20 protein-coding genes are annotated in these 24291 nt (G+C 72.0%); 7 read left to right on the top strand and 13 right to left on the bottom strand.

Annotated features, from left to right (window positions below; genetic code table 11):
* Positions 1-12: 12 nt before the first annotated feature.
* On the top strand, positions 13-1119 hold the full coding sequence (locus O0S08_RS33485; RefSeq protein ID WP_269033490.1) for a hypothetical protein: 1107 nt from the start codon (positions 13-15) through the stop codon (positions 1117-1119).
* A gap of 232 nt (positions 1120-1351) precedes the next feature.
* Here the strand turns inward: O0S08_RS33485 and O0S08_RS33480 are convergent, their stop codons facing one another.
* Both O0S08_RS33480 and O0S08_RS33475 read right to left on the bottom strand, forming a co-directional pair.
* A complete protein-coding gene (locus tag O0S08_RS33480) occupies positions 1352-2038 on the bottom strand; it encodes an NHL repeat-containing protein (RefSeq protein WP_269033489.1) in 687 nt (228 codons plus the stop codon).
* A gap of 9 nt (positions 2039-2047) precedes the next feature.
* A complete protein-coding gene (locus tag O0S08_RS33475) occupies positions 2048-3265 on the bottom strand; it encodes a helix-turn-helix domain-containing protein (protein ID WP_269033488.1) in 1218 nt (405 codons plus the stop codon).
* 235 nt (positions 3266-3500) lie between these two features.
* Between O0S08_RS33475 and O0S08_RS33470 the strand changes: the two genes are divergently transcribed.
* Positions 3501-4211 carry a DUF899 domain-containing protein gene (locus O0S08_RS33470; protein WP_269033487.1) on the top strand — a complete coding sequence of 237 codons (711 nt, stop codon included), beginning with the start codon at positions 3501-3503 and terminating at the stop codon, positions 4209-4211.
* Between the two features lie 133 nt (positions 4212-4344).
* Here the strand turns inward: O0S08_RS33470 and O0S08_RS33465 are convergent, their stop codons facing one another.
* Both O0S08_RS33465 and O0S08_RS33460 read right to left on the bottom strand, forming a co-directional pair.
* Positions 4345-5673, bottom strand: a complete 1329-nt coding sequence (locus tag O0S08_RS33465) for an efflux RND transporter periplasmic adaptor subunit (RefSeq protein WP_269033486.1) — start codon at positions 5671-5673, stop codon at positions 4345-4347.
* A gap of 174 nt (positions 5674-5847) precedes the next feature.
* On the bottom strand, positions 5848-7014 hold the full coding sequence (locus O0S08_RS33460; protein ID WP_269033485.1) for a prenyltransferase/squalene oxidase repeat-containing protein: 1167 nt from the start codon (positions 7012-7014) through the stop codon (positions 5848-5850).
* Between the two features lie 6 nt (positions 7015-7020).
* On the opposite strand from O0S08_RS33460, the gene O0S08_RS33455 reads away from it, so the two are divergent.
* Entirely contained in the window at positions 7021-7425 is a 405-nt protein-coding gene (locus O0S08_RS33455; RefSeq protein WP_269033484.1) for a hypothetical protein, read from the top strand.
* 198 nt (positions 7426-7623) lie between these two features.
* Positions 7624-8340 carry an HAD family hydrolase gene (locus O0S08_RS33450; protein ID WP_269033483.1) on the top strand — a complete coding sequence of 239 codons (717 nt, stop codon included), beginning with the start codon at positions 7624-7626 and terminating at the stop codon, positions 8338-8340.
* Here O0S08_RS33450 and O0S08_RS33445 read toward each other — a convergent pair.
* The 6 genes from O0S08_RS33445 to O0S08_RS33420 form a co-directional block, all read right to left on the bottom strand.
* Positions 8313-9701, bottom strand: coding sequence for a cytochrome P450 (locus O0S08_RS33445; protein WP_269033482.1), 1389 nt, complete (start codon positions 9699-9701; stop codon positions 8313-8315). The two genes, O0S08_RS33450 and O0S08_RS33445, sit on opposite strands and share 28 nt — an antisense overlap.
* Before the next feature lie 701 nt (positions 9702-10402).
* Entirely contained in the window at positions 10403-11497 is a 1095-nt protein-coding gene (locus O0S08_RS33440; RefSeq protein WP_269033481.1) for an alpha/beta fold hydrolase, read from the bottom strand.
* Positions 11498-11621: 124 nt separating this feature from the next.
* Entirely contained in the window at positions 11622-13583 is a 1962-nt protein-coding gene (locus O0S08_RS33435; RefSeq protein ID WP_269033480.1) for a hybrid sensor histidine kinase/response regulator, read from the bottom strand.
* A gap of 2 nt (positions 13584-13585) precedes the next feature.
* A complete protein-coding gene (locus O0S08_RS33430; protein ID WP_269033479.1) occupies positions 13586-14038 on the bottom strand; it encodes a response regulator in 453 nt (150 codons plus the stop codon).
* Entirely contained in the window at positions 14035-15525 is a 1491-nt protein-coding gene (locus O0S08_RS33425) for a sensor histidine kinase (RefSeq protein ID WP_269033478.1), read from the bottom strand. The genes O0S08_RS33430 and O0S08_RS33425 overlap by 4 nt, the downstream gene beginning before the upstream one ends.
* Before the next feature lie 460 nt (positions 15526-15985).
* Positions 15986-18436: a hypothetical protein gene (locus O0S08_RS33420; RefSeq protein ID WP_269033477.1), complete on the bottom strand. Its 2451-nt coding sequence runs from the start codon at positions 18434-18436 to the stop codon at positions 15986-15988.
* Positions 18437-18710: 274 nt separating this feature from the next.
* On the opposite strand from O0S08_RS33420, the gene O0S08_RS33415 reads away from it, so the two are divergent.
* Both O0S08_RS33415 and O0S08_RS33410 read left to right on the top strand, forming a co-directional pair.
* Positions 18711-19412 carry a hypothetical protein gene (locus O0S08_RS33415; protein ID WP_269033476.1) on the top strand — a complete coding sequence of 234 codons (702 nt, stop codon included), beginning with the start codon at positions 18711-18713 and terminating at the stop codon, positions 19410-19412.
* Positions 19413-19523: 111 nt separating this feature from the next.
* Positions 19524-19850: a plasmid stabilization protein gene (locus tag O0S08_RS33410; protein WP_269033475.1), complete on the top strand. Its 327-nt coding sequence runs from the start codon at positions 19524-19526 to the stop codon at positions 19848-19850.
* A 21-nt stretch (positions 19851-19871) separates the two neighbouring features.
* Here the strand turns inward: O0S08_RS33410 and O0S08_RS33405 are convergent, their stop codons facing one another.
* Genes O0S08_RS33405 through O0S08_RS33395 form a run of 3 tightly spaced genes read right to left on the bottom strand, consistent with a single transcriptional unit; the run spans position 19872 to position 23483 of the window.
* Positions 19872-22805 carry a PHP domain-containing protein gene (locus tag O0S08_RS33405; RefSeq protein WP_269033474.1) on the bottom strand — a complete coding sequence of 978 codons (2934 nt, stop codon included), beginning with the start codon at positions 22803-22805 and terminating at the stop codon, positions 19872-19874.
* A gap of 10 nt (positions 22806-22815) precedes the next feature.
* Positions 22816-23283, bottom strand: coding sequence for a DUF2243 domain-containing protein (locus O0S08_RS33400; protein ID WP_269033473.1), 468 nt, complete (start codon positions 23281-23283; stop codon positions 22816-22818).
* The gene (locus tag O0S08_RS33395) at positions 23274-23483 is read right to left on the bottom strand and encodes a hypothetical protein (RefSeq protein WP_269033472.1); all 210 of its coding nucleotides are present in this window, start codon (positions 23481-23483) and stop codon (positions 23274-23276) included. Before O0S08_RS33395 ends, O0S08_RS33400 begins: the two co-directional genes overlap by 10 nt.
* Positions 23484-23578: 95 nt before the next feature.
* Between O0S08_RS33395 and O0S08_RS33390 the strand changes: the two genes are divergently transcribed.
* Positions 23579-24262: a UdgX family uracil-DNA binding protein gene (locus tag O0S08_RS33390; protein ID WP_269033471.1), complete on the top strand. Its 684-nt coding sequence runs from the start codon at positions 23579-23581 to the stop codon at positions 24260-24262.
* Positions 24263-24291 lie beyond the last annotated feature (29 nt).

Here is a 24291-nt window from a genome sequence, read left to right as displayed (position 1 = left end):
GGTCTACCGGGAATGGGACGAACGATCCGCGCAACCACCGCGCTCCTGCTCTTCACCGCCTGCGACGCCGCCGTCGTCGCGCAGGCCGAGACCCGCACCGAGGTCGAGGCCGAGGCCGAGGCCGTGGCGGTCGTCGACGCCCAGGCCGACGTCGCCGTGGTCGCGGCCGCGCCCGCGTCGGCGTCCGTCGAGCTGCAGGCGGACAGCTTCCGCCTGGCCGAGGTCACCGCGCTGGTGCAGGGCGGGACGATCGAGACTGCGGAGGAGCTCGAGCTGGCGGTCAACGATCCGGAGGCCGGGATCAATCGCATCGACATCGACGTCGACGGGCAGGTCGATCACGTCGAGGTGGTCGAGGTCCGCAGCGACGCGCGGGTCGACTTCCAGATGAAGGTGATCCCGTCGTCGCGGGCGACCGTGGTGCACGCGGTCGACCTGGCGACGGCGACGGTGATGGCGAGCCGCGCCACCAGCGAGGTGTCGTTCTCGGCCAGTTTCTCGGCCGGGGTGCACTTCTCGGCCGGGGCGGCGGTGCACGCGGAGGCGCTGACATTCGTGGCACCGGCGCGCTTCGAGGCGAGCGCGGTCGTGGTCGCTCAGCCGCTGCTGGCGTGGGCGTTCGTGGTCGACCGGCCGATGTACCACAGCGTGTACGTCGAGGTGGAGACGGGGCGGTGGGTCCCGCCGGGGCACCTCAAGCACGGCCACTGGAAGGCCACCGGCGGGCTGCCGCCCGGTCACGCGAAGGGGCACGTGGGTTTTTACGGCGAGGGGCACGCGGGCTTCCACGGCGAGGGTCACGCGAAGGGGCACGGCGGGTTCGGCGGCCACGGGCCGAAGAAGGGCGGCGGGCCGAAGGGCGGCTTCGACGACGGTTTCGGCGGGGGGCCGAAGAAGGGCGGCTTCGGCGGCGGGGGGCCCGGCAAGGGCCACGGCGGCGGGAAGGCCGATCTCGGCGGCGGGCCGAAGCACCACGGCAGTAAGCACGGCGGAGCGCCGGGGCCGAAGCAGTCGATGCACGGCGGCGGGCCGAAGGGCGGCGGCGGCGGGCCGAAAGGCGGCGGCGGGCCGAAGGGCGGCGGCGGTGGCAAGGGCGGCGGGGGCAAGGGGAAGAAATAGCGAACGCGTGGAATGATGGTACATGTCCGTTCGGACATGTGCCATCATTCCAGGACGCGCGAAGCAACCCGGCGCGAATCGGCTTCGCTCGCAGGCGCAGCCGTGCTCCTCGAAGACCGGCTGCTCGTCGGGCGGCCGCCTCGGGGGTGAATCAGCGCGCTCGCAGACGTCGCCGTGCTTCTCGAAGAAGGGGCTGCTCGATCCGCAAAGAGTGCGATCGTCGGCCGTGATTTCACGCGGCCGGTGATTTGTCGACGGGCTTGCGTCGGACCAGGCGGAGCTTGCCCTGCTCGCCCGCGCACCAGAAGCGCCCGTGGCCGTCGGCCTCGACGCCTGCGATCATGGCCGCGGGGACCGCCAGGACCTCCTCCGGCGTGCCGTCGGCGGCCAGGCGGCGCAGCTCGGAGGGCTTGTCGTCGCCGGCGGCGCCGTGCCACAGCTGGCCGTCGACGACCGTCACGCCGGTGACGAAGCGGTCGGAGGTCAGGGTCTTCACGACCTCGCCGGTGGCCGCGTCGACCTTGTGGATCCGGGCGCCGTAGCACTGGCCGATCCACAAATAGCCGTCGGCCCAGGCCATGCCGCTGTCCTCGCCCTTGCCGGGGGCGGGCAGGCGCCGGACGATCTGTCCGTCGTCGGGGCGAATGACGAGGATCTCGCCCTTGGCCAATTGATAGAGGTGCTGGCCGTCGAACGCGGTGCCTGCGTCGGCGCCGGGGATCGGCAGGCGGCGGGCGACCTGGCCGGAGTTCGGGTCGAAGGCGACGACTTCGTCGTCGCGGGCGAACCACACCGACTTGCCGTCGAAAGTGACACCGTGGATCTGGCGCTCGTCGAGCGGCACGTATTCGTGCAAGACCTCGGCGGGGGCGGGGGTCGGAGTGTCGTGATTGGCGGGGGTCGTGATGTTCTGTCGCATGCAGGCTTTTTAGCCGCCCGGGACGAGGCCGAGGAGTAACATCCGTGACGCGACGGGGACGCCGGGGCGGGTGTAGCGGACCTCCTTGCCCTTGCCGGTGCGCACGACGGTGCCGCGCTCGACGAGGACCTGCAGGGCTCGCTGGGCGGTCCGCCGCGACACGCCGGCGTGCTCGGCGAGGGCCTGGGCCGACCACGCCGCGCCGTCGCCGAGCAGCAGGCCCAGGCGAGCGGCCTCGTCGTCCGAAGGCGGCAAGAGGACGGCGACCTCGCGCTCCGAGGCGAGCACGTAGCCGTCGGCGCTGGCGGTGGGGGCGGCGGCGAGGCCGTCCATAATCTTGCGCAGGCGGCCGATCTCGACGCGCAGGCGGGCGCGGTGCGAGGCGTTGATTCGGCGGACGGCGAAGGCGCGGGCGGCGAGCTCGTCGCGCGCGACCGCGGCCGGCCAGGCGCGCGCGAGCTCGAGGAGCAGGGCGAACAGCACGGCGCGGCGGGCCAGCGGGATGGTGACGCGGCCGGCGATGGCGAGCCGGCGGCAGGCGTCGACCAGGAGCACGTCGCCGCGGGCGATCGCCTGGATCGCGAACAGGTCGGCGTCGACCGTGACCCCGGCTCGCCAGATCCGCGCCACCGGGCGGGTGAGCTCCTGCGCCATCGCCTCGACCGTGCGGGCGAGCAATTGATGGGGCGCGCGGGCGAGGGCGTCGCGGGCGCGGGCGAGGGCCTCGCGGGCGTCGGTGGTGGCCAGGGCGCGCACTGCGATCTCGGCCTGCACGAGCGACGCGACGGCGCGCAGGTCGGGGCCGAGGTCGCCGGCGAGGACCGCCTCGACGGCGCGACGGGCCTCGTTGAGGCGGCCGAGGAGCACCTCGGCGCGGGCGAGGACGAGGCGTTGCATGGCGGCGTTGCGGAGGTCGCCGAGGCGCTCCAGGGCGTCGGCGGCGGCCCTGGCGGCGCCGGCGGCCAGCGCCGGGGCGCCGCGGCCGAGCTCGACCTCGACGAGGGCCGCGCGGGCGCGTGCGGCCAGCAGCGGGTCGTCGGCGCCGCTCACCGCCTGCTCGAGGGCCTGGCGCGCGAGCTCGAGGTCGCCGAGCTGGGCGTAGGCGATGCCGCGGAGGGTGAGGCCGCGGGCGCTGTCGTCGCGACCGACGCCGGCCAGCGCGCGCAGCGGGTCGCCGCCGGCGAGGGCGCGGGCGGCGTCGAGGAGGACGTCGGGCGGCGAGGACACGCGGCGAGGATGGGCCGCCGCCCGGGAAATGTCACGAGGTGAATCGCGCCACGATTGTTACGCGCCACGCCGGCGGGGCTCGCCTATGTTGCCGGCATGTGCCCTGCCTGTTGGACTTCCATTGCGCTCACCGTCGCCGCGGCGACGGGGACCGGCGCCGCAGTCACCACATTGGTGGTGCGGGCGAAGCGGTCGCTCGAGCGGAGTCAAAGCCCCCAACCACGAAAGGATCGCCATGACCACCGCGAATGACATCGTGAGCCGCGAGCGATGGCTCGTGGCCCGCAAGGAGCTGCTGGCGCGCGAGAAGGCCTGGACGCGCGAGCAAGACGCCCTGAGCGCGGCCCGGCGGGCGCTGCCGTGGGTCCGCGTCGACGCGCCCTACGTCTTCCACGGGCCGGACGGCGAGCGCAGCCTGCTCGACCTGTTCACCGGCAAGCGGCAGCTCGTCGTGTACCACTTCATGTTCGACCCCTCGTGGGAGCAGGGGTGCAAGAGCTGCTCGTTCGTCTCCGATCATTTCCCGGGGACCGTGGCCCACCTGGCCGCCCGCGACACCGCGTTGGTGGCCGTCTCGCGGGCGCCGCTGGCCAAGATCGCCGCGTTCCGGGCGCGGATGGGCTGGACGTTCCCGTGGCTGTCGTCGCACGGCAGCCGCTTCAATTACGACTTCCACGTGTCGTTCGACCCGGCCGACGTCGCCGCGCAGGCGGTCCCCTACAACTACACGGTCCAGCCGTTCCCGCACCCCGAGGGGCCCGGGCTCAGCGCGTTCGTGCGCGAGGGCGAGGCGGTCTACCACACCTATTCGACGTACGGCCGCGGCTTCGAGCCGGTGATGACGACCTACGCCATCCTCGACTTTACGCCGCTCGGCCGGCAAGAGGAGGGGCTGCCGTTCCCGATGTCGTGGGTGCGCCACCACGACCGCTACGACGCGCCTTGACGTGTCCGCATGGACATGACCCTTGGAGCATGTCCTCCGGAGCATGTCCTCCGGAGCATGTCCTCCGGAGCATGTCCGAAATGGACATGTCTGAAGGAGCATGTCGGCATTGACATGCTCCTTCGCGCAGGTCTCAGAGGGCGTTGCGGGCCTGCTGATCGATCAGGAGCGCGCCGGACACGGCCACGCGCTCGCCGGGGGCCACGCCGGAGACCACCTGGGCGTGCTCGCCGGAGGTGTGGCCGACGACGACGCGGCGGGCCTCGAACACGCCGGGGGCGACCTCGACGTAGGCGGTCGACTCGTCGTCGCCCTTGATCAGCACGGCCTCCTTGGGCAGGGTGACGCCGCTGCCGGCGGGGCCGGTGATGTCGGCGCGGACGAACATGCCCGGGGTCAGCTTGTGCGCAGTGACCGCGTCGTCGGCGAGGGTGACGTAGACCGGGGCGCGGCGCTGGCCGACGTCGACGAGCGCGCCGACGCCGACGACGCGGCCGGCGACGGGCGCGGGGTCGGCGGGGAAGCGCAGCTGCACTGCGGTGCCGGGGCGGACTTGCAGCAGGTCGTCCTCGAAGACGTCGGCGACCACCCACAGCGCGGCCTTGTCGCCGATCTCGAGCAGCGGAGCGCCGCCGGGCATCACCTGGGTGCCGACGGTGGCGTGACGGCGCAGCACGGTGCCGTCGATCGGGGCGACGACGGTGACGCGGGCCCCGCGGCTCCGGCCGAGCATCTCGACGGCGCGGCGGGCGTGGCGGTCGGCGACGCGGGCGGCCTCGAGCTCGGCGCGAGCGACCTGGCGGTCGAGCTCGCGGCCGATGCCCGACTTCAGCATCTGCTCCTGGCGGTCGAGCGCCCGCTCGGCGCGCTCGAGCTCCAGGCGCGCCCGATCGCGCTCTAGGTGCAGGGTCGAGGCTTGCGGGCTCCTCAGCTCGAGCAGCGGATCGCCGGCCTTGACCGCGGCGCCGACCTCGACGAGGAGCCTGGCGACGCGGCCGGCGGCGGGGGCGTCGACCCTGGAGACGGCGGTGTCGCGGAAGGCGACGTGGGCCGGCGCGCGGATCGACAGGTCCTCGGGCTCGTTGGCGGCCGGTTCGACGCGGATATAGGCCAGCGCGCTCGCGGGCAGGCTCACCCGATTCGGGGCGTCCGGGGGGCGGTCGGCGGAGCGCGCGTGGTCGCCGTGGCGCCGGCCGGCTGCGCTCGAGGTGGGCTCGCAGCCGGCGCCGGTGAGGCCGCCGATCAGGGCGATGCCGGCGAGGCCGACGGCGCGGTGGTCGTTGCGCCGCTGCAGGGCGAGGGCGCCGAGGCCGAGGCTGCCGAGCACCGCGCCGGCCTGCTGGGACACGCCGCGGGCCGAGGCGGCCTGCGCTTCGCGCGGCTGGAACGTCGACGCGAACAGGACCGCGGCCGCGGCGGCCCAGCCGAGCGCGTATTTCCGGACACGACGAGACGACGACATGGAAGGAAGGAATTCAAGTTACCACACGCGCGGCGAAACTCGACTCGCGCGCGCCGCGGTGCGCCCGCTCGACACGTGACCCCGCGCTTTCTGCATGGAGGACAATTCATGCGACGCGCGCGAGCGGACAAGCGCGAGCCCACAACGTGTCCTGACTGCAAGGTGAGACCCTGCTCAGGCGACGCTGATCCAGGCGCGGTCGTGACTGATGAGCGACAGCCGCGGCGCGAGCGCGCCGAACGGCACCTCGTGCGCGTGCCCGGACAGCAGGTCGCGGACCCGGGACAGCGCCCAGATGCTGTAGAGCGTGGCGAGCAGCGGGACGTCGTAGACGAACGGGCGCGGGCCGAGCGAGTCGGCCTCGGCCGTGAAGCCGCCGCTGCGGCCCTGCCCCGCCAGCAGGACCAGGGCGGACTCGTAGAGCTCGCCGGAGGTGAGGCTGCCCGGGCAGGCCGCGAGGCCCCCGAGGGCGTAGGCGGTGCTGAGCACGTGGCTGTGGCGATCGTCGGGGTGGATCGGCCAGCCGCCGTCGGGCCGCCGCAGGTCGCGGAGGAAGCCGACGCAGCGGCGGCGGATGTCGGCGGCGCGGGTGCCGGGGCGCTGACCTGCGGCCGCGTTGATCACATGGAAGGCAGGGTAGGTGACGCACAGCTTCCACTCGCCGCGGAAGCCTCCGCTCGGCAGCTGAGCGCGGGCGAGCCAGGCCCAGGCGGCGTCGAGGACCTCGGGCGGGGCCATGTGACTGGCGTGCAAGGCGGTGATCGACTTGGCGGTGATCTCGGCCTCCGACGCGGCGCCGCGGACGAACGTGGGGAAGCCGCCGTCGCTGTTCTGCAGCGCGAGCAGGTTGGCGACGGCGCGGCGGATGGTGTGGCGATGAATCAGCGGATTGCGGCGCGCGAGCAGCGAGAGCACGACGCTGGTGTCGTCGGCGTCGGTCTGCGACACGCCCTCGGCGTAGGCCCAGCCGCCGTCGGGCTGCTGCTGTGATACCAGGAATTGTTCGCACCGCTGCAGCTCGTGCGCCGGCCGCCGCGCCTCGGTGAGCACCAGGCCGGCGAGGCAGGTGACCCAGACGTCTTCGTTGGTGATGAACGGGACGCCGCCGCCGGGCCGCAATTGGCCGGCGAGGAAATGGAGGCCGAGGGCGCGGTGGGGCGCGGCCCGGCCGAGGCGGGTCAGCGCGAGCAGGGCGACGATGGTGACGAGCACGTGCTGCTCCCAGCTGCCGTCGGTCGACTGGGCCCCGAGGATCGGCGCCAGCTCGGCGTCACCGACCTCCGCGGCGCGACCCGAATGGCACAGCTGGAGCACGCGAATCGACGCCAGCAGGATCGTCACCCATAGATGGGAGGACTCGGCGCGGACGACCGCGAGTGGCAACACGGCCCGACCCGGAGGGAGTGCCCCGAGTTCGACCAACATCGTTTCGACCAGCACGCGTTTGCGCCAAAGCGTGGGGTGATCGAAAGCGGCCAGGGTGCGGTGGAGCGAGGCCAGGCCCTCGTCGCCGAGGTCGCCGTCGACCACGAGCTCGCAGAGGATGCGCGAAAGCGTGCGGTCGAGCCGACCGGCCTGGCTCGGGCCGTCGTCGTCGCCGTCGTCCTCGCCAGCCAGCGCCGGCAGAAACCCGCGATCTCGGCCTGGAGCCCCGGCCCGTGGCCGCAGGTGCGCAGCAGGTGCAACGCCAGGGCGCTCTCCAGCGCCCGACCGGCGCAGCCGGCCGCGAGCCGCCCGTCGGGCGAACGATGATCGAGCACGAATTGTACGGCGCGATCGAGCGCCGGCCCGATTTGTTCGAGCACGCCTACTGTGGTGAACATAGCTTTGATCAGAGCTACTCGAATTATTGGTCACGATCAACGCCCATCGCACGGAGCGGCGAATTATCCGGTTACTCGTGCGACTGGGGTCTGGAGCATGCACCTTCGGTCAGCTATGATCGGGGGCATGACGTACGACGCTTCCGTGGCACGCGTGGCGATCCTCGATGTCGACGGTACGATGCACCCGCGGTCGATCGGGCTGGCGCTGCTCGACGAGATGGGCCGCCGCGGGCTCGGGCGGCCCGACGCCGTCGCGGCCGTGATGACCGCCGTGGGCCAGCTGCGGGCCGGATCCATCGATTTCCCCGAGATGGTCGCCCGCAGCACCGCGGCCTACGCGGCCGCCCTGGCCGGCGCAGCGCAGGCCGAGCTCGAGGCCCTGGCGCGCGAGACCTGGCAGTCGCTGCGCGGCGAGCTGTTCGCGTTCGTTCGCCCGCTGATCGCGCGGCTCATGGAGGCCGGCGTGGCTCCTTATGTCGTTTCGTCCAGCCCGCACGAGATCGTCGCGCTGCTGGCCGCGGAGCTGGGCGTAACTGATTGCGACGGCTCGCGATTCGCGGTCGACGGCGGTCGCTACACTGGTGAATGCCGCAGCATGCCCGGCGCTCGCGGCGGCAAGTTGACATTGTTACGACAGTTCGCCGCGGCCCGCGGGGCTGAATTGTCGCGTTCGCTGGCGCTGGGCAACGGGCCCGGCGACGTCGAGGTGCTGGCGGCCGTCGGTCGGCCCCTGGTATTCGAGGCGGGGCAGCCCCTGTCGGCAATCGCACTTCGTAACAATTGGCCGCAGGTCGATCGTATCAATGTTCTGCATCATGTCGAGCGGGCGCTGGCCCCGTGACGCAGCGTCAACTTGACGCGGATTCCCCCGCGAGGTCGTAGCGTCGTGGAGAATTCGGCGGCGACCGGGGCGTGGTGGACGCGCTCGACGTCGAAGCGGCGGAGGATCGCCGCGGTCGCCAGCACGATCTCGGCGGTCGCCATGTGGTTGCCGATGCACGTGCGCGGGCCGTAGCCGAACGGCAGGTAGCTGGCCCGCGCGCGGCCCTGGGCCACGCCGCCGAGGAAGCGCTCGGGCTGGAACCGCTCGGGGGCCTCCCACAGCGCCGGATGCCGGTGCGTGAGATAGGGGCAGAGCATCACCGTGGCGCCGGCGGGCACGTGGTAGCCGCCGAGCTCGTCGTCGGCGGCGACGTGGCGCGGGAACGCCCAGAACGGCGGGTACAGGCGCAGCGCCTCCTGGACGGCGGCGGCGAGGAACGGGAAGCGCTGACGGTCGGCGACCCCCGGCAGCGCGTCGCCGAATGCGTCGACCTCGGCCATCACCCGCGCCTTGGCCTCGGGGTGGAGGTCGAGGCAATACAATAACCACGTCAGCGCCTGGGCCGTCGATTCGTGGCCGCCGAGCAGCAGGCTGACGGCCTCGTCGCGCACGAGCCGGGCCGTCGCGGGCGCCGCGGGGTCGTCGCCGACGTGGCGCAACAAGAAGGTGAGCAGATCGGGGTCGCCTTCGGGGCGGCCGCGGTGGGCCTCGATCGCGCGATGGATGAAATCGTCGATCACCTTGAGGGCGGCCAGGAAACGTTGATTGCGCCGGGTCGGCCACGACAGCGGGACGCGGAACAGCTGGCCGCTGGCGGCGACGAAGTCGACGGCGTCGCGGATGGCGGCGCGCAGCCGCGCCTCCTCGTCGTCGAGGCGTTCGCCGAGCAGCGAGCCGAGGATCGCGTCGAGGGTGAGGGCGATCATTTCGTCGGCGAGGTCGAGCTCGTCGCCGCGGGCCGCCGCGGCCTCCCAGCGGCCGAGATGGCGCTCCATGGCCCCTCGCAGCGGCGGGGCGAATTGCGGCAGGGCGCCGACCTGAAACCGCGGCGTCAGCAGCTTGCGTTGCCGCGCCCACAGCTCGCCGTTGCTGGCCGGCAAGCCGTCGCCGATCAGCGGGCGGGCGCGGTGCGACGCCTTGGTGTAGTTCTCACGGCGCGTCACGAGCACATGCTGGATCTGGTCGGGGTGGACCACGAGATAGAGCAGTCGGGTGCCGACCCGGGCGCAGCTGATGTCGCCGTGAGCCCGCCACATATGATGCAGGAGCTCGAACATGCGGCCCTGGGCGACCTCCGGGAGGTTGCCGAGAATGAGGCCTCCGCGCGGCCCGGGGGCGGTTCGCCGCATCAGGTGCGCGACAAGGGCGGAGCGTGTCATCGCCCGCAGGATAGCAAGTCGCGGCGGTCCGACCCACCGTCGATTCCGAGAATTCCGCGGTCTGTGCCGGCGGCGCTCATCGCCGCGCCCACCGATCATCGCACTGCAAAAAAGAGCTCAGCGACGATTTAAGTGATCCGTGACGGCGTCACGCGACGCGCCCCGGCCGGGTCGTAATGGAGGGGGTGTCCTGGGTCGCGGCCCGATCGCGTCATGATCCGTCGGGCTTTTCATGTCTCTCGCGCCGGGCTTGGCCGCGGAGCGCGGCGAATTGCCGGAGCCTATCACCACGGATGCCGACGGGAACTTCCATGCATCCATGGGGGCGCGCATCAGGAAGATCACCCCGCGGGGCACGTGAGCGTGCTTTGCGACGCTGCGGTCGTGCCCATGAAGTGCCGTCGCGTGAGTACGGGGCCGCGTAGAGTGCGCGGGTCGACCGTGTTCGTGGTGAGAGCCTTCGCCAGGCCTCAGGTGTGCTCGACGCTCAGGTCGTAGATCACGACCTCGAGGCCGGCGGGGCAGGCGGCGAGCAGGACGAGCGCGAACGAAGGGGCATGGAAGGTGTGCATCGGCGAAGGGGAGCCGGACACGCCGGCCATGGGCCGCGCACGCGGTGATGCTCCCGCGCGCGTCGTGCCGCCTGCGGGTGCAGCCGCGCGCGCCCGAGTGGAGCCCCCTCGAGCGCCTGCTCGTCGCTGTCAATAATCGCAGTCTTCGGAGGACGCGATCGCGTCGACCAGGGCCTGCGGGTCGGAGAACTGCAGCACGTGGACCGCGCCGGGTCCGAGCACCGGCACGAAGCAGCTCGACGTCGCGTCGCCCGTCAAGTGCCGATAAAGGGTCTCGCTCTCGGCCAGCTGGACATAGATGTCCTCCTCGTAGGCGATCGCGCGCAAGCGGGTCCCCTTCTCGAAGAGGTCGGCCTGGGCCGAAGGCCGCGAGGTGAACGGGCCGGTCCCGTTGAGCTGGTGGATCGCCCGCAGCGGCTCGCCCAGGGCGTTGAAGCCGCCTGCCTCGATCTCCTCCGGCGTCAGCGCGCCGGGGACGACGTTGTTGTCGCGATCGGTGAAGTAGAAGGCCGGCCACAGCGAGACCGGGATCTCGAACAGCAGACCGAGCCCCGGCTCGTCGACCGCGAACGCTTCGATGAGCCCCGACAGATCGCCGCTGTCCCCGAGCGCCCACGGCACCTCCGCGGGCAGGTCGGACGCGACCAGGATCGCCTCGCGGATGCCGAACCGCTTGCGCAGGCTGCTGCCCTCGGCGAAAAGGCGCTGTTGCAGCATCTGCACCAGAGTGCCGCCCATGCTGTGACCGAGGATGGTGCGCGGGCGGATCTTGCGATCGTCCAGGCGTTCGAGCACCTCCTCGATCGCGGTGACGTAGTCGAACAGGTCGAGGTCGCCGAACTGCGCGCCCTTGGGGCTGCCGCTGTTGCCGCGGAGCGGGAGGTCGACCACGAGCACGCACGCGTCTTCCCCCAGCGCCTCGGCGTAGGGGCGCCACGAGGCGGCCGCGAACACGCCGCCGTGGACCGCGAACTGGCACTTCTTCGCGTGGCCCGCGGAGCCGAGGTGGCCGTACACGTTGACGAAGAGGTCGACCGTGACGCCCGGCCGCAGCGCCACGTCCGCGAGCAAGATCCCCGGCGTACCGTCGACGCCGACGTCGAGATCGATCCCGGAGCCGCCCTTGCGAGCGTCGACGGCGGAATCGACGGCGATGTCCGTACACGCCGCCGGCGAGACCATGAGCGCAGCCAGCAACCAACCTTGCGTTCGATCGAAGTTCATCGCCTCGGTTATGCCAGCCGCGACGTCGCCGGGGAAGCGCCGCTGGCTCGCGCTCGCAATCTCGCGCCGGGCACGAACGCTCTCGGCAGGGCGGTGCAGCGCGAGGGGCTGCCGCTGCTGTGAATCACTCGCGCGACATCCGGGCCATCAGCGCGGTGCTCACCTCGCGCGCGAGCTCCTGGCGCGGGATGCCGGCCTCCTCGACCAGGGCGCGCATCTCGGCGGCGAAGCTCGGCGGTACCGCGCGCGGGTCCTCGGGCGCGACCAGGACGACCGCGGGAGCGCCGGAGGGGTCGTCTCGTCGCGCGGCCGTGAGGCCCCACGAGGCGCCGGGAGCCGCCAGGTGGACGAGGTGCAGCTCGCTCGCCTCGGCGCCGCCGGTCCCGGCGGCGGCCATCCGTCGGGTGTGGCGGATCATCTCGGTGGCCTCGTGCAGCAGGCCCGTGCTGTTCGACCACAAGTGCACCGGCCGGGATGTCCCCGGGGACAGGCGCTCGACGGTCCGCTGCAGCTGCAGCGCCTGCAGCGGCGCGCTGATGACCCCGTCGCAGGCGAGGAGGCAGCCGAATTGGGCGTGCTCGTCGACGAGGTAGACCAGGACGCCGGCCTCCTGCAGGCTGGGCTCGCGCGCGAGCTGGCCGAGAGTGACGAGGGTGGCCGGGGCCCCGGCGTTGAGCTCGACCACCAGCAGCGACGGGCCGAGCGCGCGCGCCAGCTTGACGCCGCGGCGCAGGTCGGCCTCGACGACGATGTCGAGCTGGACGTCGGCGAGCTGGTCGCGCAGCTGGCGGCCGAACTCGTCGGTCGGCCCGAGCACGAACACGATCGGCAGTTGGCCGCGCTCGCCGGCCGCGAATTGCCGCTCGGGGGTGAGGCCGCGCCAGCGCGCGGCGGCGGTGCTGTCCGACGGCAGCGACAGGCGAAACGACGAGCCGCGGCCGATCTCGCTGCGCGCCCGCAGCTCGCCGCCCATCGCCCGCGCGAGCCGGCGGCTGATCGCCAGGCCGAGCCCGGAGCCGCCGAAGCGGCGCCCGCCCGTGTCGTCGACCTGCGAGAACGGCTCGAACAGCCGCTCCATCTGCTTCGGCGTCATGCCGATGCCCGAGTCGGCGACCACGAACTCGACGCACTCGATGCCCTCGATCGGCTGGTCGCCGGCGTGGTGGTTGAAGTCGCTGAGCCGGGCCTGGCGGCGCGTGATCGCCAGCGACACCACGCCCTTGCGCGTGAACTTGCCGGCGTTGCTCAGCAAGTTGAACAGGATCTGCCGCGCCCGCGTGGCGTCGGCCACCATCTCGCCGAGCTCGTCGGCGGGGGCGTAGACGAAGCGGTTGCCGTTGCGGTGGATGAGCGGGGCGACGGCGTCGACGACCTCGCGCAGCAGCTCGCCGAGCTGGTAGCGCTCGGGCGCGAGGCTGAGGCGGCCGGCCTCGATCCGGCTGAGGTCGAGGATGTCGGTGACGAGCGCGAGCAGGTGATTGCCGGCCGCGCGGATCCGGTTGAGGTCGTCCTCGATCTGCTCGAACTCGCCGGCGCGCGCCTGGTCGACCAGCATGTCGCTGTAGCCGAGGATGGCGTTCAGCGGCGTGCGGAACTCGTGGCTCATGTTGGCCAGGAAGGTGCTCTTGGCCTGGCTCGAGCGCTGGGCCTGGACCTGCATCAGGCGCAGCTCCTCGGTCAGCCGGCGCTGGGCGGCGAGGGTGGCGGCGCGCTCGATGGCGTAGCGGATCGCCCGCTCGAGCTCGCGGGTGGTGAAGCTGCCCTTGATCAGGAAGTCGTCGGCGCCGGCGTGCATGGCCTCGACGTCGAGCTCGCGCTCGGTCTGGCCGGTGAGAAAGATGATCGGGACGTCGCAGCCGAGCCCGCGGACCTCGCGCAAGAGGTCGATGCCGGTGCGCGCCTCGAGCCGGTAGTCGAGCAGGCACACGTCGGGCGGCGCGGTGATCAGGGCGTGCACGGCGTCCTGATACGACTGGACCCAGCGCACCCGGTACTCGTTGGCCGTGATGTCGGCGATCAGGTCGCTGGCGAGGACGAAGTCGTCCTCGTCGTCGTCCACGATCAGCACGTCGACCGGCTCGTGCATCCTCAGTCCGCGGCGATCTCGACGATCTCGAACCAGTACTTGCGCAGGATCTGCATGACCTCGACCAGCGAGTCGAAGGTGACCGGCTTGACGATGAAGGAGTTCACGCCGAGGTCGTAGGTGCGGTAGATGTCGATCTCGGCCTTGGAGGTGGTGAGCACGATGATCGGGATCCGGCGCAGGTCCGGGGTCTCCTTGATCTCGCGCAGCGCCTCGCGGCCGTCCTTCCGCGGCATGTTGAGGTCGAGCAGGATGACGCCCGGCCGCGGCGCGTCGTCGGGGTTGCTGAAGCGGCCCCGGAGCATCAGGTAGTCGAGGAGCTCCTCGCCGTCCTCGACGAAGCGGATGTCGTTGGCGAGGCGGCTCTCCTTGAGCGCCTCGGCGGCGAGCATACGATCCTCCGGATCGTCGTCCGCGATGAGTATAGTGATCGGTCGCTTGCTGTTCGACTTCATGGGTACTGGTGCTTCCTCTCCTGACGGAGCGGGAGTTCGACGATGAAGGTGCTGCCCTCGCCGGTCTCGCTGTCGACCCGGATCGAGCCCCCGTGTTGTTCGCAGATCTTGCGGCAGACCGCCAGGCCGACCCCGGTGCCCTCGTACTTGCCGCGGCTGTGCAGGCGCTCGAAGATGCCGAAGATCCGCTCGTGGTACTTCGCGTCGATGCCGATGCCGTTGTCGGACACCCGCATGATCACGCTGGTCGCCCGCCCGCGGGCCGGCAGCTCCTCGGCCGTGATCTTGACCACAGGGGCCTTGTCCGGCCGGCGGAACTTGATCGCGTTGCTGATGAGGTTCTGGAACAGCTGCCGCATGTGCATCGGGTCGGCCTCGATCATCGGCAGCCCCTCGGCCTCGATCTTGGCCTCGTTCTCCTCGACCCGCACCTCGAGGTCGGACAGCACGGCGGTCAGGATCTTGTTGAGGTTGACCGGTGCGTGCCGCTGCTCCTTGGTGGTGAGGCGCGAGAACATCAGCAAGTCGTTGATGAGGTCCTGCATCCGCTTGGCGGCCTCTTGCATGCGATTGACGTAGTCGCGGCCGGGCTCGGGCAGCAGCTCCTCGTACTTCTGGCGCAGGCGGTCGCTGAACGCCTGGATCTTGCGCAGCGGCTCCTGCAGGTCGTGCGAGGCGACCGAGGCGAACCGCTCGAGCTCGCGGTTGCTGCGCTCGAGCTGGATGGTGTACTCGCGGATCTGCTGCTCGGCCATCCGCCGCGCCTCCTCGGCCTGGCGCTGGCGCGTGAGGTCGCGGGTCACGAGGACGGTGCCGGTGATCGTCGCACCGTCGAAGATCGGGCCGAGCCGGCTCTCGAAGGTGCCGTAGGTGTTGTCGGGGTAGAGGACCTGGGTCTCGTAGGTGAGGGTCTCGCCGGTGTGGATGACGTGCGCGAACCGCTGGCGCAGCGCCGGCCGCTCGTCGGGGGCGATCGGGGTGAACATGCTCTCGGGCCGACCCACCAGCTGGTCGGTCGGGATCCCCGGCACCTCGCGGTTGATGGTGAGGACCACGCCCTCGAGGTCGGAGGTGACGACGAAGTCGGAGAGGCAGTGGACCAGCGCGTCCCAGCGGTGACCGATGCCCCGCAGGTGGTCGCGCTCGCCCTCGTCGACCCAGCGCTCGCGCGCGATCAGACAGATGACGCCCGAATCGGGCTCGCGCGCGGCTCGCAGGTGGAGGAGACGATATTCGCCGTTGCCGGCGCGGACCCGAGTATGAAGATCCTGCGGCCCGCCGTCGGCGGGGAGAGCGGCGAGCCACTGGCCGAGGTGCTCGGCCTCCTGCGGGGGCAACAGACCCAGCAAGGGTTTACCTACCAGGTCGTCCGCAGAATGCCCGAAAGTGGGCTGCCAGCTGGCGTTGACGCGCGTGACGACGCCCTGCGGGTCGAGCAATAGGGCGGGATCGAGGCTCATGGCAAAGATGGGCTCGTGATAGCTCATGCGCGGCCGCTCTCCATCGAACGCCCTGGATGATGCCCCGAAGCCGCGAAGCGGCGCAACTTTGCGCGATCGCGCAGCGAGCGGATGCGAACGCCGGCCGATGCGACGACACCCCATTGCCGCGGCCCGCGAGGATTCGACGGTGCGAGCCTCGGCGTGATCGTCGCGGCAGTTTCGCTGGACGCGGCAGGCCCTGCAGACAACGTCACAGGGCTCGAAGGCGCGCAGAACGGCGAGTGCGTCGATCATGTCCGTGGTGAACGCAGTTATTCTACGGGATAGCCGTCGGGTATGGCAATTCGCCGGTGAGGCCCTGGTGGGGCAGGGTGCGCAAATGCCGTCGGCTCCGTGGATCCGTCGGAGCGCTCCTCGGGACCGCCCGGACGTCCCTCTTCATTCGCATCCGCGGCGACGCGCACGAGACGCACGCGACGCCGCGGGAGCGGACGAGTCGGGTCAATCAGCGGAGGTGGGCGATCCCGACCGACGAGACGCGGGCCTCCGGCGGGCCGGCCTCGGCGATCGTGCCGCCGAACCACAGGCCGTTCTTCGCCAGCGCCGTCGATTCGACGTAGATGGCAGTGGCCCCGCCGCGCAGGCTGGCGAAGGTGGCGCCGTCGTAGACGAACAGGTTGCGCTGGCCGGAGTCGGGCCAGGCGAAGCCGGACGCGACGACGTATTGGCCGCGGGCGAGCAGCGAATAGAAGGCGTAGCCGGCGTCGACCGGACCGGGCTCGGGCGTGGCGACGTCGGCCCACGCGGCGCCGTCCCAGCGGGCGAGGATCGGTCGATTCGGGGTGCCGTCGTCGGCGGTGCTGGCATAGATCGCGCCGTCCTCGGCGTAGGCGACGGCGAGGACGCTGCCGACGATGCCGTCGCCGAGCGGCTCCCAGGCGTCGCCGTTCCAGTGGGCGACGCCGCCGGCCGGGGCGCCCGCGAATTCGCTGAAGTAGCCGCCGACGACGGCTTGCACCGGCTCGCCCTCGGCGGTGGGGCGGAACGCGAGCGAGGCGACGCGGCCATTGCTCGTACCGAAGACCACGAGCGCGTCGCCGTCCTCGCGGGCGACGAAGCCCTCGCCGCCGCCGCCCGCGGCCCACAGCGCGCCCGCGGGGTCGAAGCCGACGGCCGCGACGCCGCCCTGCGCGAACGGCAGACCGACGACCTGCCACGAATCGTCGACGAGCCGCAGCGCGCCGCCCTCGGGCGGCAGGTCGTTCTCGGACGGCAGGTCGCAGCCGAGGACGGGGACGCCGGCGCCGTCGACCGCGAGCTGCCAACAATAGGCGCCGGCGGGGAGCGGCGGACCGACGGGGGTCCAGGCGTCGCCGTCGTCGCGCAACACGCGATTGTCGACCGCGAGCGCGCCGGCGTGGCTGACCCCGCCCATGACGTGGACTGCACATTCGGGGCCGCCGACGGCGAGCGAGCGCGAGGCGCCGGAGAAGCCGCGGCCGGGCTCGCCCTGGGCGACCCATTGATCGTCGGCGCCGAGGGCGATGACGCTCTGCGAGGCGACATTGTCGACGCCGGAGAACGAGCCGCCGAGGAGGAGCCGGTCGCCGTCGACGAACAGGCGCTGGTAGGCGGCGTCCCAGATCGCGTCGGGGCCCTCGTCGCCGCACTTCAGCGGGGTGAACCACGCGGTGCCGACGCCGCCGGCCGGATCGGCGAGCGCCTCCCAGGCCCCGCCGGCCCAGCGCGCCAGCCCCGGCGCCGGGATCGCGGCCGGATCGCTCGGGACGCCGCCGGCCGAGGTGAAGCAGCCGGCGACGTGGAGCTCACCGGACCGAACGGCCAGGTCGGAGACGACCCCGCGGAAGGTCGGATTGGCCAGACCGCCGGCGACCGACTGCCATGATTGGCCGGACCAGCGGGCGATGCCGCCGGTCTCGACGCTGTTCTCGATCGAGAACAAGCCGCCGGCGTAGAGATCGCCCTGGCCGTCGCGCGCCAGCGCGAACACCGTCGAATTCGGCAGGTCGAAGGCGGTCCAGTCGGCGCCGTCCCACGCGGCCACCGAATGCGCAGAGACGCCGCCGACGCCGGTGAAGGCGCCGCCGACCAGCAGGACGTCGTCGTCGACGGTGAGCTCGAAGGCGCCGGTGCCGGTCAGCGAGCCGCCCGGCGGGGCGTGCCAGCCCATGTCGCCCCAGACCGCGAGGTGCGGCATGGCCGGCTTGCCGTCGATCGAGAACACGCCGGCGACCCACAGCTCGCCGTCATACCAGGCCATGCTGCGCACGGCGCCGTGGAAGCTGCCGATCGTCTCGAACTCGCCGCCGTCGGCCAGCAAGATCTCGCCCTCGCGCTGCATGAGGTCGGCCGGCAGCGCCGAGAAGGTGGCGAGGGCGACGCGGCCGCCGTCGTCGGCGGCCACGGCCGAGAGCGTCGGCCGCTCGAGCTCGACGCCGAGGCTCGGGTCTTCGACCCACCCGTCGCCGTCGTCGCGCGCGAATGGATGCACGACCTCCTTGCCGATGTAATGGAAGTACCCGACGGCGAGCAGGCCGCCTTCGGCGTCGCGGGCGAAGTCGTGGACGCTGGGGGTGAGGCCGTCGTAGCCGGCGAAGCCGGAGATCGTGAGGCCGTCGTCCCATGCGCCGTCCTCGACCAGCGCGGCCGGCAGCGGGAGCGCGTGACAGGCGAGGGCGGGCTCGTCCCCGGTCGAGGTGCCGTCGGTGGTCGAGGTGCTGTCGCCCATGCTGTCGCCGGTGGTCGGTTCGCCGTCCGTGGTCGGCGTGCCGGTGGTCGGCACTGTCGTGGTCGGCTCGGTCGTCGGCGCGGCCGTGGTCGGCTCGTCGGTGCCGGCGCTGTCGGTGGTCGAGGCGTCGCCGTCGTCGCCGCAGGCGAGCAGGCCGAGGCCCGTGCAGGAAATCATCATCATGCCAAGGAGAGGTCGCAGGTGCATGGGCTTGCCATAGCATCTCGGGCGAGGTCGCCAAGCGTGATTTCCGTGTACGGTGATTCGCGCGGCCTGCGCCCGGGCGATCGCGCCCTCTCGTGATTGCGACGTGCTGCTGGATCTCGAATGGGTGAATCAGCGGCGCTTGATTGTGAGGTATGTGCGCACTGGCGCTCTGGAGCATTCCTGGGGGCCGCGGGGCCGCGTGAGGAAAGCCTTGGACAAGCCGAGCTCGCTGGCCCAGCATCGCGAGATGCGACTTGTGGGTACGAGCTTGATGATGAAAACATTTTCCGGTTTCTGCGCAGCGTCGATCTTCCTGTTGACCGCCTGCCCCGACAAGGAGACCGAGTCGGCCTCGGGCTCCGAGACGACCACCGGGACGCCGACGACGAGCGGGGCGACGGAGCCGACGACGGACGCGACCGCGACGGACGCGACCGCGACGGGGCCGACGACGACCGGGGACGTCACGACGGGCGGCGAGCCCCTGTGCGACGTCGACATGGCCGGCTTCGAGGCGACGTGCGACCAGGTGTGCGACGTGTACGGCTCCTGCGAGGCGGACGTCGATCCGGTCACGTGCGCCGAGAGCTGCGAGACGGACACTCTGTTCAAGGACACGCCGGCGTGCCTGTGCAGCGCCACGGCGTGGAACGCCTGCCGCGGGGCGCTCGACTGCGACGGGATCGACAAGGCCGGGTTCGTGGCCAGCGCGCCGTGCTTCGCCGAGGGCGCGAGCTACCTCATCCATTGCGCGGACTGCCACGTCGAGCCGCAGTTCATCGCCGCGGGCGTGTGCGCGACGGGCATCGAATGCCCGGACGTGCTCGGGCTGTCCTTCGTGTGCCAGGACGGCACGTGCACCTGCAACGACGGCGAGCAGGACTTCGCCTCCTGCCCCGATCCGGGCGTATGTGCCGGGATGGACGGGGCGGCGTTGAACGCGGCCGCGACCGAGTGCTGCGGCGTCCCGTTCTGATCCGCCGCGCCATCATGGCCGCGATCGGTCGCGTGAAATCAGCGGGCCTCGTGTTGACGGGGCTCGTGTGTGTGCCACCTTCTCGAGCAAATCGTCCGAAGGAGGATCCCGATGGCACGCGGAAGCAAGGAAAAGTACACCGACAAGCAGAAGCGCCAGGCCGAGCACATCGAGGAGGGCTACGAGAAGCGCGGCGTGGGCAAAGACGAGGCCGAGCGCCGGGCGTGGGCCACCGTCAACAAGGAGACGGGCGGCGGCAAGAAGTCCGGCAGCGGCCGCGGCAAGCAGGCCAATCGCTCGTCGTCGCGCAAGGGCGGCCGGATCGGCGGCAGCACCCAGTCGGCCAAGAAGCGCAGCGAGGCGGCCAAGAAGGGCTGGGAGACGCGCCGCCGCAACGCCGCGAGCGCGCGCAAGAAGACCGGCGCGAAGCGGCGGTGAGCGCGGCGCCAAGCTCCCGCGTCAACTTCGCGGGAGCCCCGCGAACGGCCGAGCCCGGCGATAAAACGGCTGGACCTGCGATACGTCGATGTGCGGATGCCCGCGATCGACCACGACCCGGCCGGTGACCATCACCGGCCCGGGGTTGCGGATCGGGTCGCCGAGCGCGGCGTAGACGGCGGAGGAGAGGACGGCCTCGACCAGGCCCCATTCGTCCTCGAGGGTGACGAATTGCATGACGCGTCCCCGCGCGTCGTGGTGCCGGCGTGACGCGGCGATGAGCCCGACCAGCCGCACCTCGCGACCGGCGCAGGCCACGACTGCGTATGTGGGGATGCAGCCGGCGCGCCGCGCCTCGTCGCGGAGGAGCCGCAGCGGGTGATCGCTCAGGTGCATGTGCAAGCAGGCGAGCTCGTTGCGCACGCGCACGAGCCGGCGATACAGGTCGGCGGCGGGCCCGACGGGCGCGCGGACGACGAAGCCGTGCAGGCGAGCGGGCGAGCGGTCGTGCTCGAGGCGGGCCAGGACGTCCTCGTGGGCGATCGGATAGGCGTCGGGGTCGAGCGGCGCGAGGCCGTCGCAGGCGCCGCTCAGCACCAGCGCCCGCAGCTCGCGCGCGCCGAGCGGGACGGCTCGCAGCAGCGCGGGGAGGTCGGCGAACGGCCGCGCGAGGAGGATCCGCCGCACGCTCGCGGCGGTGAGGTGCTTGACGTGGCTGAGGCCGACTCGCACGGCGCCGGCCTCGAGCCGGGTGGCGACGTCGGCGCGCTGCACGTGCGGCGCGAGCAGGCGGACGCCGTGGCGCGCGAGGTCGGCGGCGATCGTGCGCAGCGGATAATGCCCGCCGTAATGGTCGAGCACGCCGCAGGCGAAGGCGGCCGGGTGATGGGATTTCATGGCGGCGGTCCGCCAGGCCAAATGCGCGTAGCCGGCGGCGTGGGCCTTGTTGAACGAATAGGCGGCGAATCGCAGGGCGGTGGCCCACACGACCGCGGCCTCGCGCTCGGCGACGCCGGTGTTCGCGGCGGCGTCCAGGAATTCCCGCCGCAGGGCGGCGAGGGCGGCCGGATCGGCCTCGCCGTGGACCAGGGTCGTGCGCGCGGCGTCGGCCCGCGCGAGCGACCATCCGGTCATGGCGGCGAGGGCGGCGATGACGTCCTCGTCGTAGACCAGCATGCCGTAGGTCTCCTGCAGCACTGTTGCCAGCCGCGGGTGCGGCGGCAGGGGAGCCTCTTCGCCGCGGGCGCGGCGAATGTAGGCAGCCCGCGCGCCGCCGGAGGCCGGGCCGGGCCTCACGACTGCGAGCGCGGCCATGACGTCGTCGAGGTCGTGGAGCGGCAATTTGCGCAGGGTGGCGCGCACCGGCGGGGTCTCGATCTGGAAGCAGCCGATCGTGTCGGCGTCGCGGATCCGCCGGAGCGTGAGGTCGTCGCGCTCCGGCGCGAGGTCGAGGTCGCCGGCGAGCCGACGCGCGTCGGCGAGGGCGCTCAGGGCCCGGTTGCCGAGCAGATCGATCTTGACGAGGCCGAGCTGCGCCAGGCTGCGCATGTCGTACTGAGTGACGACCATGCCGCTCGGGACCCGCTCGAGCGGGGCGTACGTGGCGAGGTCGGGCTCGGCGACGACGACGCCGCCCGGGTGCACCGACAGGTGGTGCGGCTTGCCGATCAGGCGCGCGAGCAGGGCGCGCAGGGGCGGCGTCCGCAGGGCGGCGGGGAGCTCGTCGTCGTCGTCACGGAGGCGGAGGTCGAGGGCGCGCGCGAGCTCGCGGGCGGCGGAGCGGGCGGCCAGGCGCTGCATGGTCGCGACGCGGGCGGCCCGTTCGTCGCCGAATCGCCGCAGGACCCATTCGATGACGGAGTCACGGCGATCGGAGGGCAGGTCGAGGTCGATGTCGGGCAGCTCGCTGCGGCCGGGGTGGAGGAAGCGCTCGAAGTAGAGGCCGTGAATCAGCGGATCGATCGGGGTGATGCCGAGGACGTGGGCGAGCAGGGAGCTCGCGGCGGAGCCGCGCGCGGCGACCTCGATGTCCTCGCGGCGGGCGTGATCGGTGACTTCGCAGACCAGGGCGAAATAGGCGGAGAAGCCGAGATCGGCGACGACCGCGAGCTCGTGCGTCAATCGTCGTTCATACGCAGGACCGCGCCAGCGCCCGCGGTCGCGTCCGCCGGCGAGGCGCTCGCGGGCCAGCGCCGCGAGGTGGGCCTCCGCGGTGCTGGCCGTCGCCGGGTGCCAGCGCGGGAGCTCGGCCCGCACTGCGGCGAGGTCGAACGTGCAGGCGTCGGCGATGCGCGAGGCCTCGGCCAGAGAGGGCCCGTCGAACCACCTGCGCAGGCTCCGCGGTTCGGGCAGCGGCCCGGCGGCGAGGTCGGAGACGTCGACCAGGCGCTGCTGCGTGCGCACTGCCACCAGCACGCGGTGCAGCTCGAGGTCGTGGCGGTCGAGCAGGACGACGTCGGGAGCGGCGACGCCGGGGATCGGCGATCGTGAATCGTCGCCGGGGCGGACGAGGCGGCGGACGTCGCCCGGGTCGACGCCGGAATTCAGCAAGCTCGACAGCACCGTCGAATCGTCGCTGAGATAGAAGAGCCCGGTCGGGCGGGCGGCGAGACAGTCGCGGACATTGTCGCCGGCGATCCCGGCCCGCCGGCGAGTGAGGATCCGGCACAGGCTGGCGTAGCCGCCGGGATCGCGGGCCAGGAGCACGAGGCGGCCCTGTTCGCGGCCGAGCTCGCCGGGCACGAATTGGTCGCGCAGCTCGACGCCGGCGATCGCACGAATGCCCCACGCGCGCGCGGCGTGGTGAAACTCGACCTGGCCGGCCAGGGTCTCGACGTCGGTGAGGGCGAGCGCCGAATAGCCGTACTCGACGGCGCGCCGGACGAGCTCGCTCGGGGTGGCGGTGCCCTGACCGAGCGAGTACTCGCTCTTGACGTGGAGGAGCGCGGCGACCATCCCGGCGCGCTCAGCGACGCGCCGGGCAGACGAGGACGATGCCGAGGGCGATGCAGAGGAGGCCCGAGCCGAGGAACCCGAGGTCCCAGGCGAGCTCGTACGCGCCGGGGTGCACGTGGTGGATGCCGAGGAGCTGGTGGTCGATGAGGCCCTCGACGAAGTTGAACAGGCCCCAGCCGAGCACCATGCCGCCGACCAGAGTCCGCCCGCGCCACGGGACATCTTCGCGGCCGCCGGCGCGCCACAGCAAGGCGAGGCCGATCACCGTCATCAGCCAGGTCAACACGTGGAACAGGCCGTCCCACATCATGTTGATCTTCATGGCCACCAGGTTGTCCGGCGGCAGGCGGGCGCTGAGCATGTTGTGCCACTGCAACAATTGGTGCAGCAGGATGCCGTCGACGAAGCCGCCGAGGCCGACGCCGAGGGCGATGCCGGCGGCGATCAGCGGTCCGTCGTGGGTCTCTTTCACCGCCATGACGAGTCCTCCCGGCCCGGCCCGCTGCGGCCGAGGCGATACACCAGAGCGATCACCACCGAGGCGACCACGAAGGGCGCGGCGACCCCGAACGCGTACAACCAGCGGTCCGGATCGGCCGCGATCGCGGTTCGGGCGGCGCGCACGGGGGCACAATCGGGGCAGGCCAGCGATTGTGCGAATGCGGCGAGCGCGAGCATGGCCGGTATGTAGCACCGGATCTCCGGCGAGCACGCCCGACAAAATCGAGGGCCGCGGACGCGCGCGTCGTCGCAACCCGCGCCACACTCCGAGCATGCACGACGACGAAGACGACGACGTGACGGGCAGCGCCCGGGACTTCCTCCCGGAGCGGCTGTCGCTCCCGACCCTGCGGTCGGCCGCGGCTGGATGCCACGGCTGCCCGCTCTACCGCAACGCGACCCAGACGGTGTTCGGCGCCGGGCCCAGCAGCGCCCGCCTGATCCTGGTCGGCGAACAGCCCGGCAACGACGAGGACATCGCCGGCGCGCCGTTCGTCGGCCCCGCAGGTCGCGTGCTCGACCAGGCGCTCGAGCAGGCCGGCATCGCCCGCGACGACGCGTACGTGACGAACGTGGTCAAACACTTCAAGTGGGAGCGGCGCGGCAGCCGGCGCCTGCACAAGAAGCCCAGCGCCCGCGAGATCGGTGCGTGCCTGCCGTGGCTCGAGCAGGAGATCGAGCTCATCCGCCCGCAGGTGCTGGTGTGCCTCGGCGCGACCGCAGCGCAGGCGCTGCTCGGCCGGACGTTCCGCGTGACGACGATGCGCGGGCAGCTGATCGCCAACGACCGCGTGCCGCACGTGCTGGCGACGGTCCACCCGTCGTCGATCCTGCGCCAGCCGACGTCGGCCGACCGCCGCGCAGAGATGGCGAAGTTCACCGCCGACCTCGAGGTGGTGGCAGGCGTGCTGAACGAGGGGCGAAGCGCAGGGAGGCGACCGTCGGCGGCGCGGTGATGGGATATTCCTGCGGGAGAGCGGGCCGA

Source organism: Nannocystis punicea (assembly GCF_026965555.1).
In the GTDB taxonomy this organism is placed as follows: Bacteria; Myxococcota_A; Polyangia; order Nannocystales; family Nannocystaceae; genus Nannocystis; species Nannocystis punicea.
Note: the sequence above shows the minus strand (reverse complement) of the source record. Positions and strands in the feature narration are given on the sequence as shown.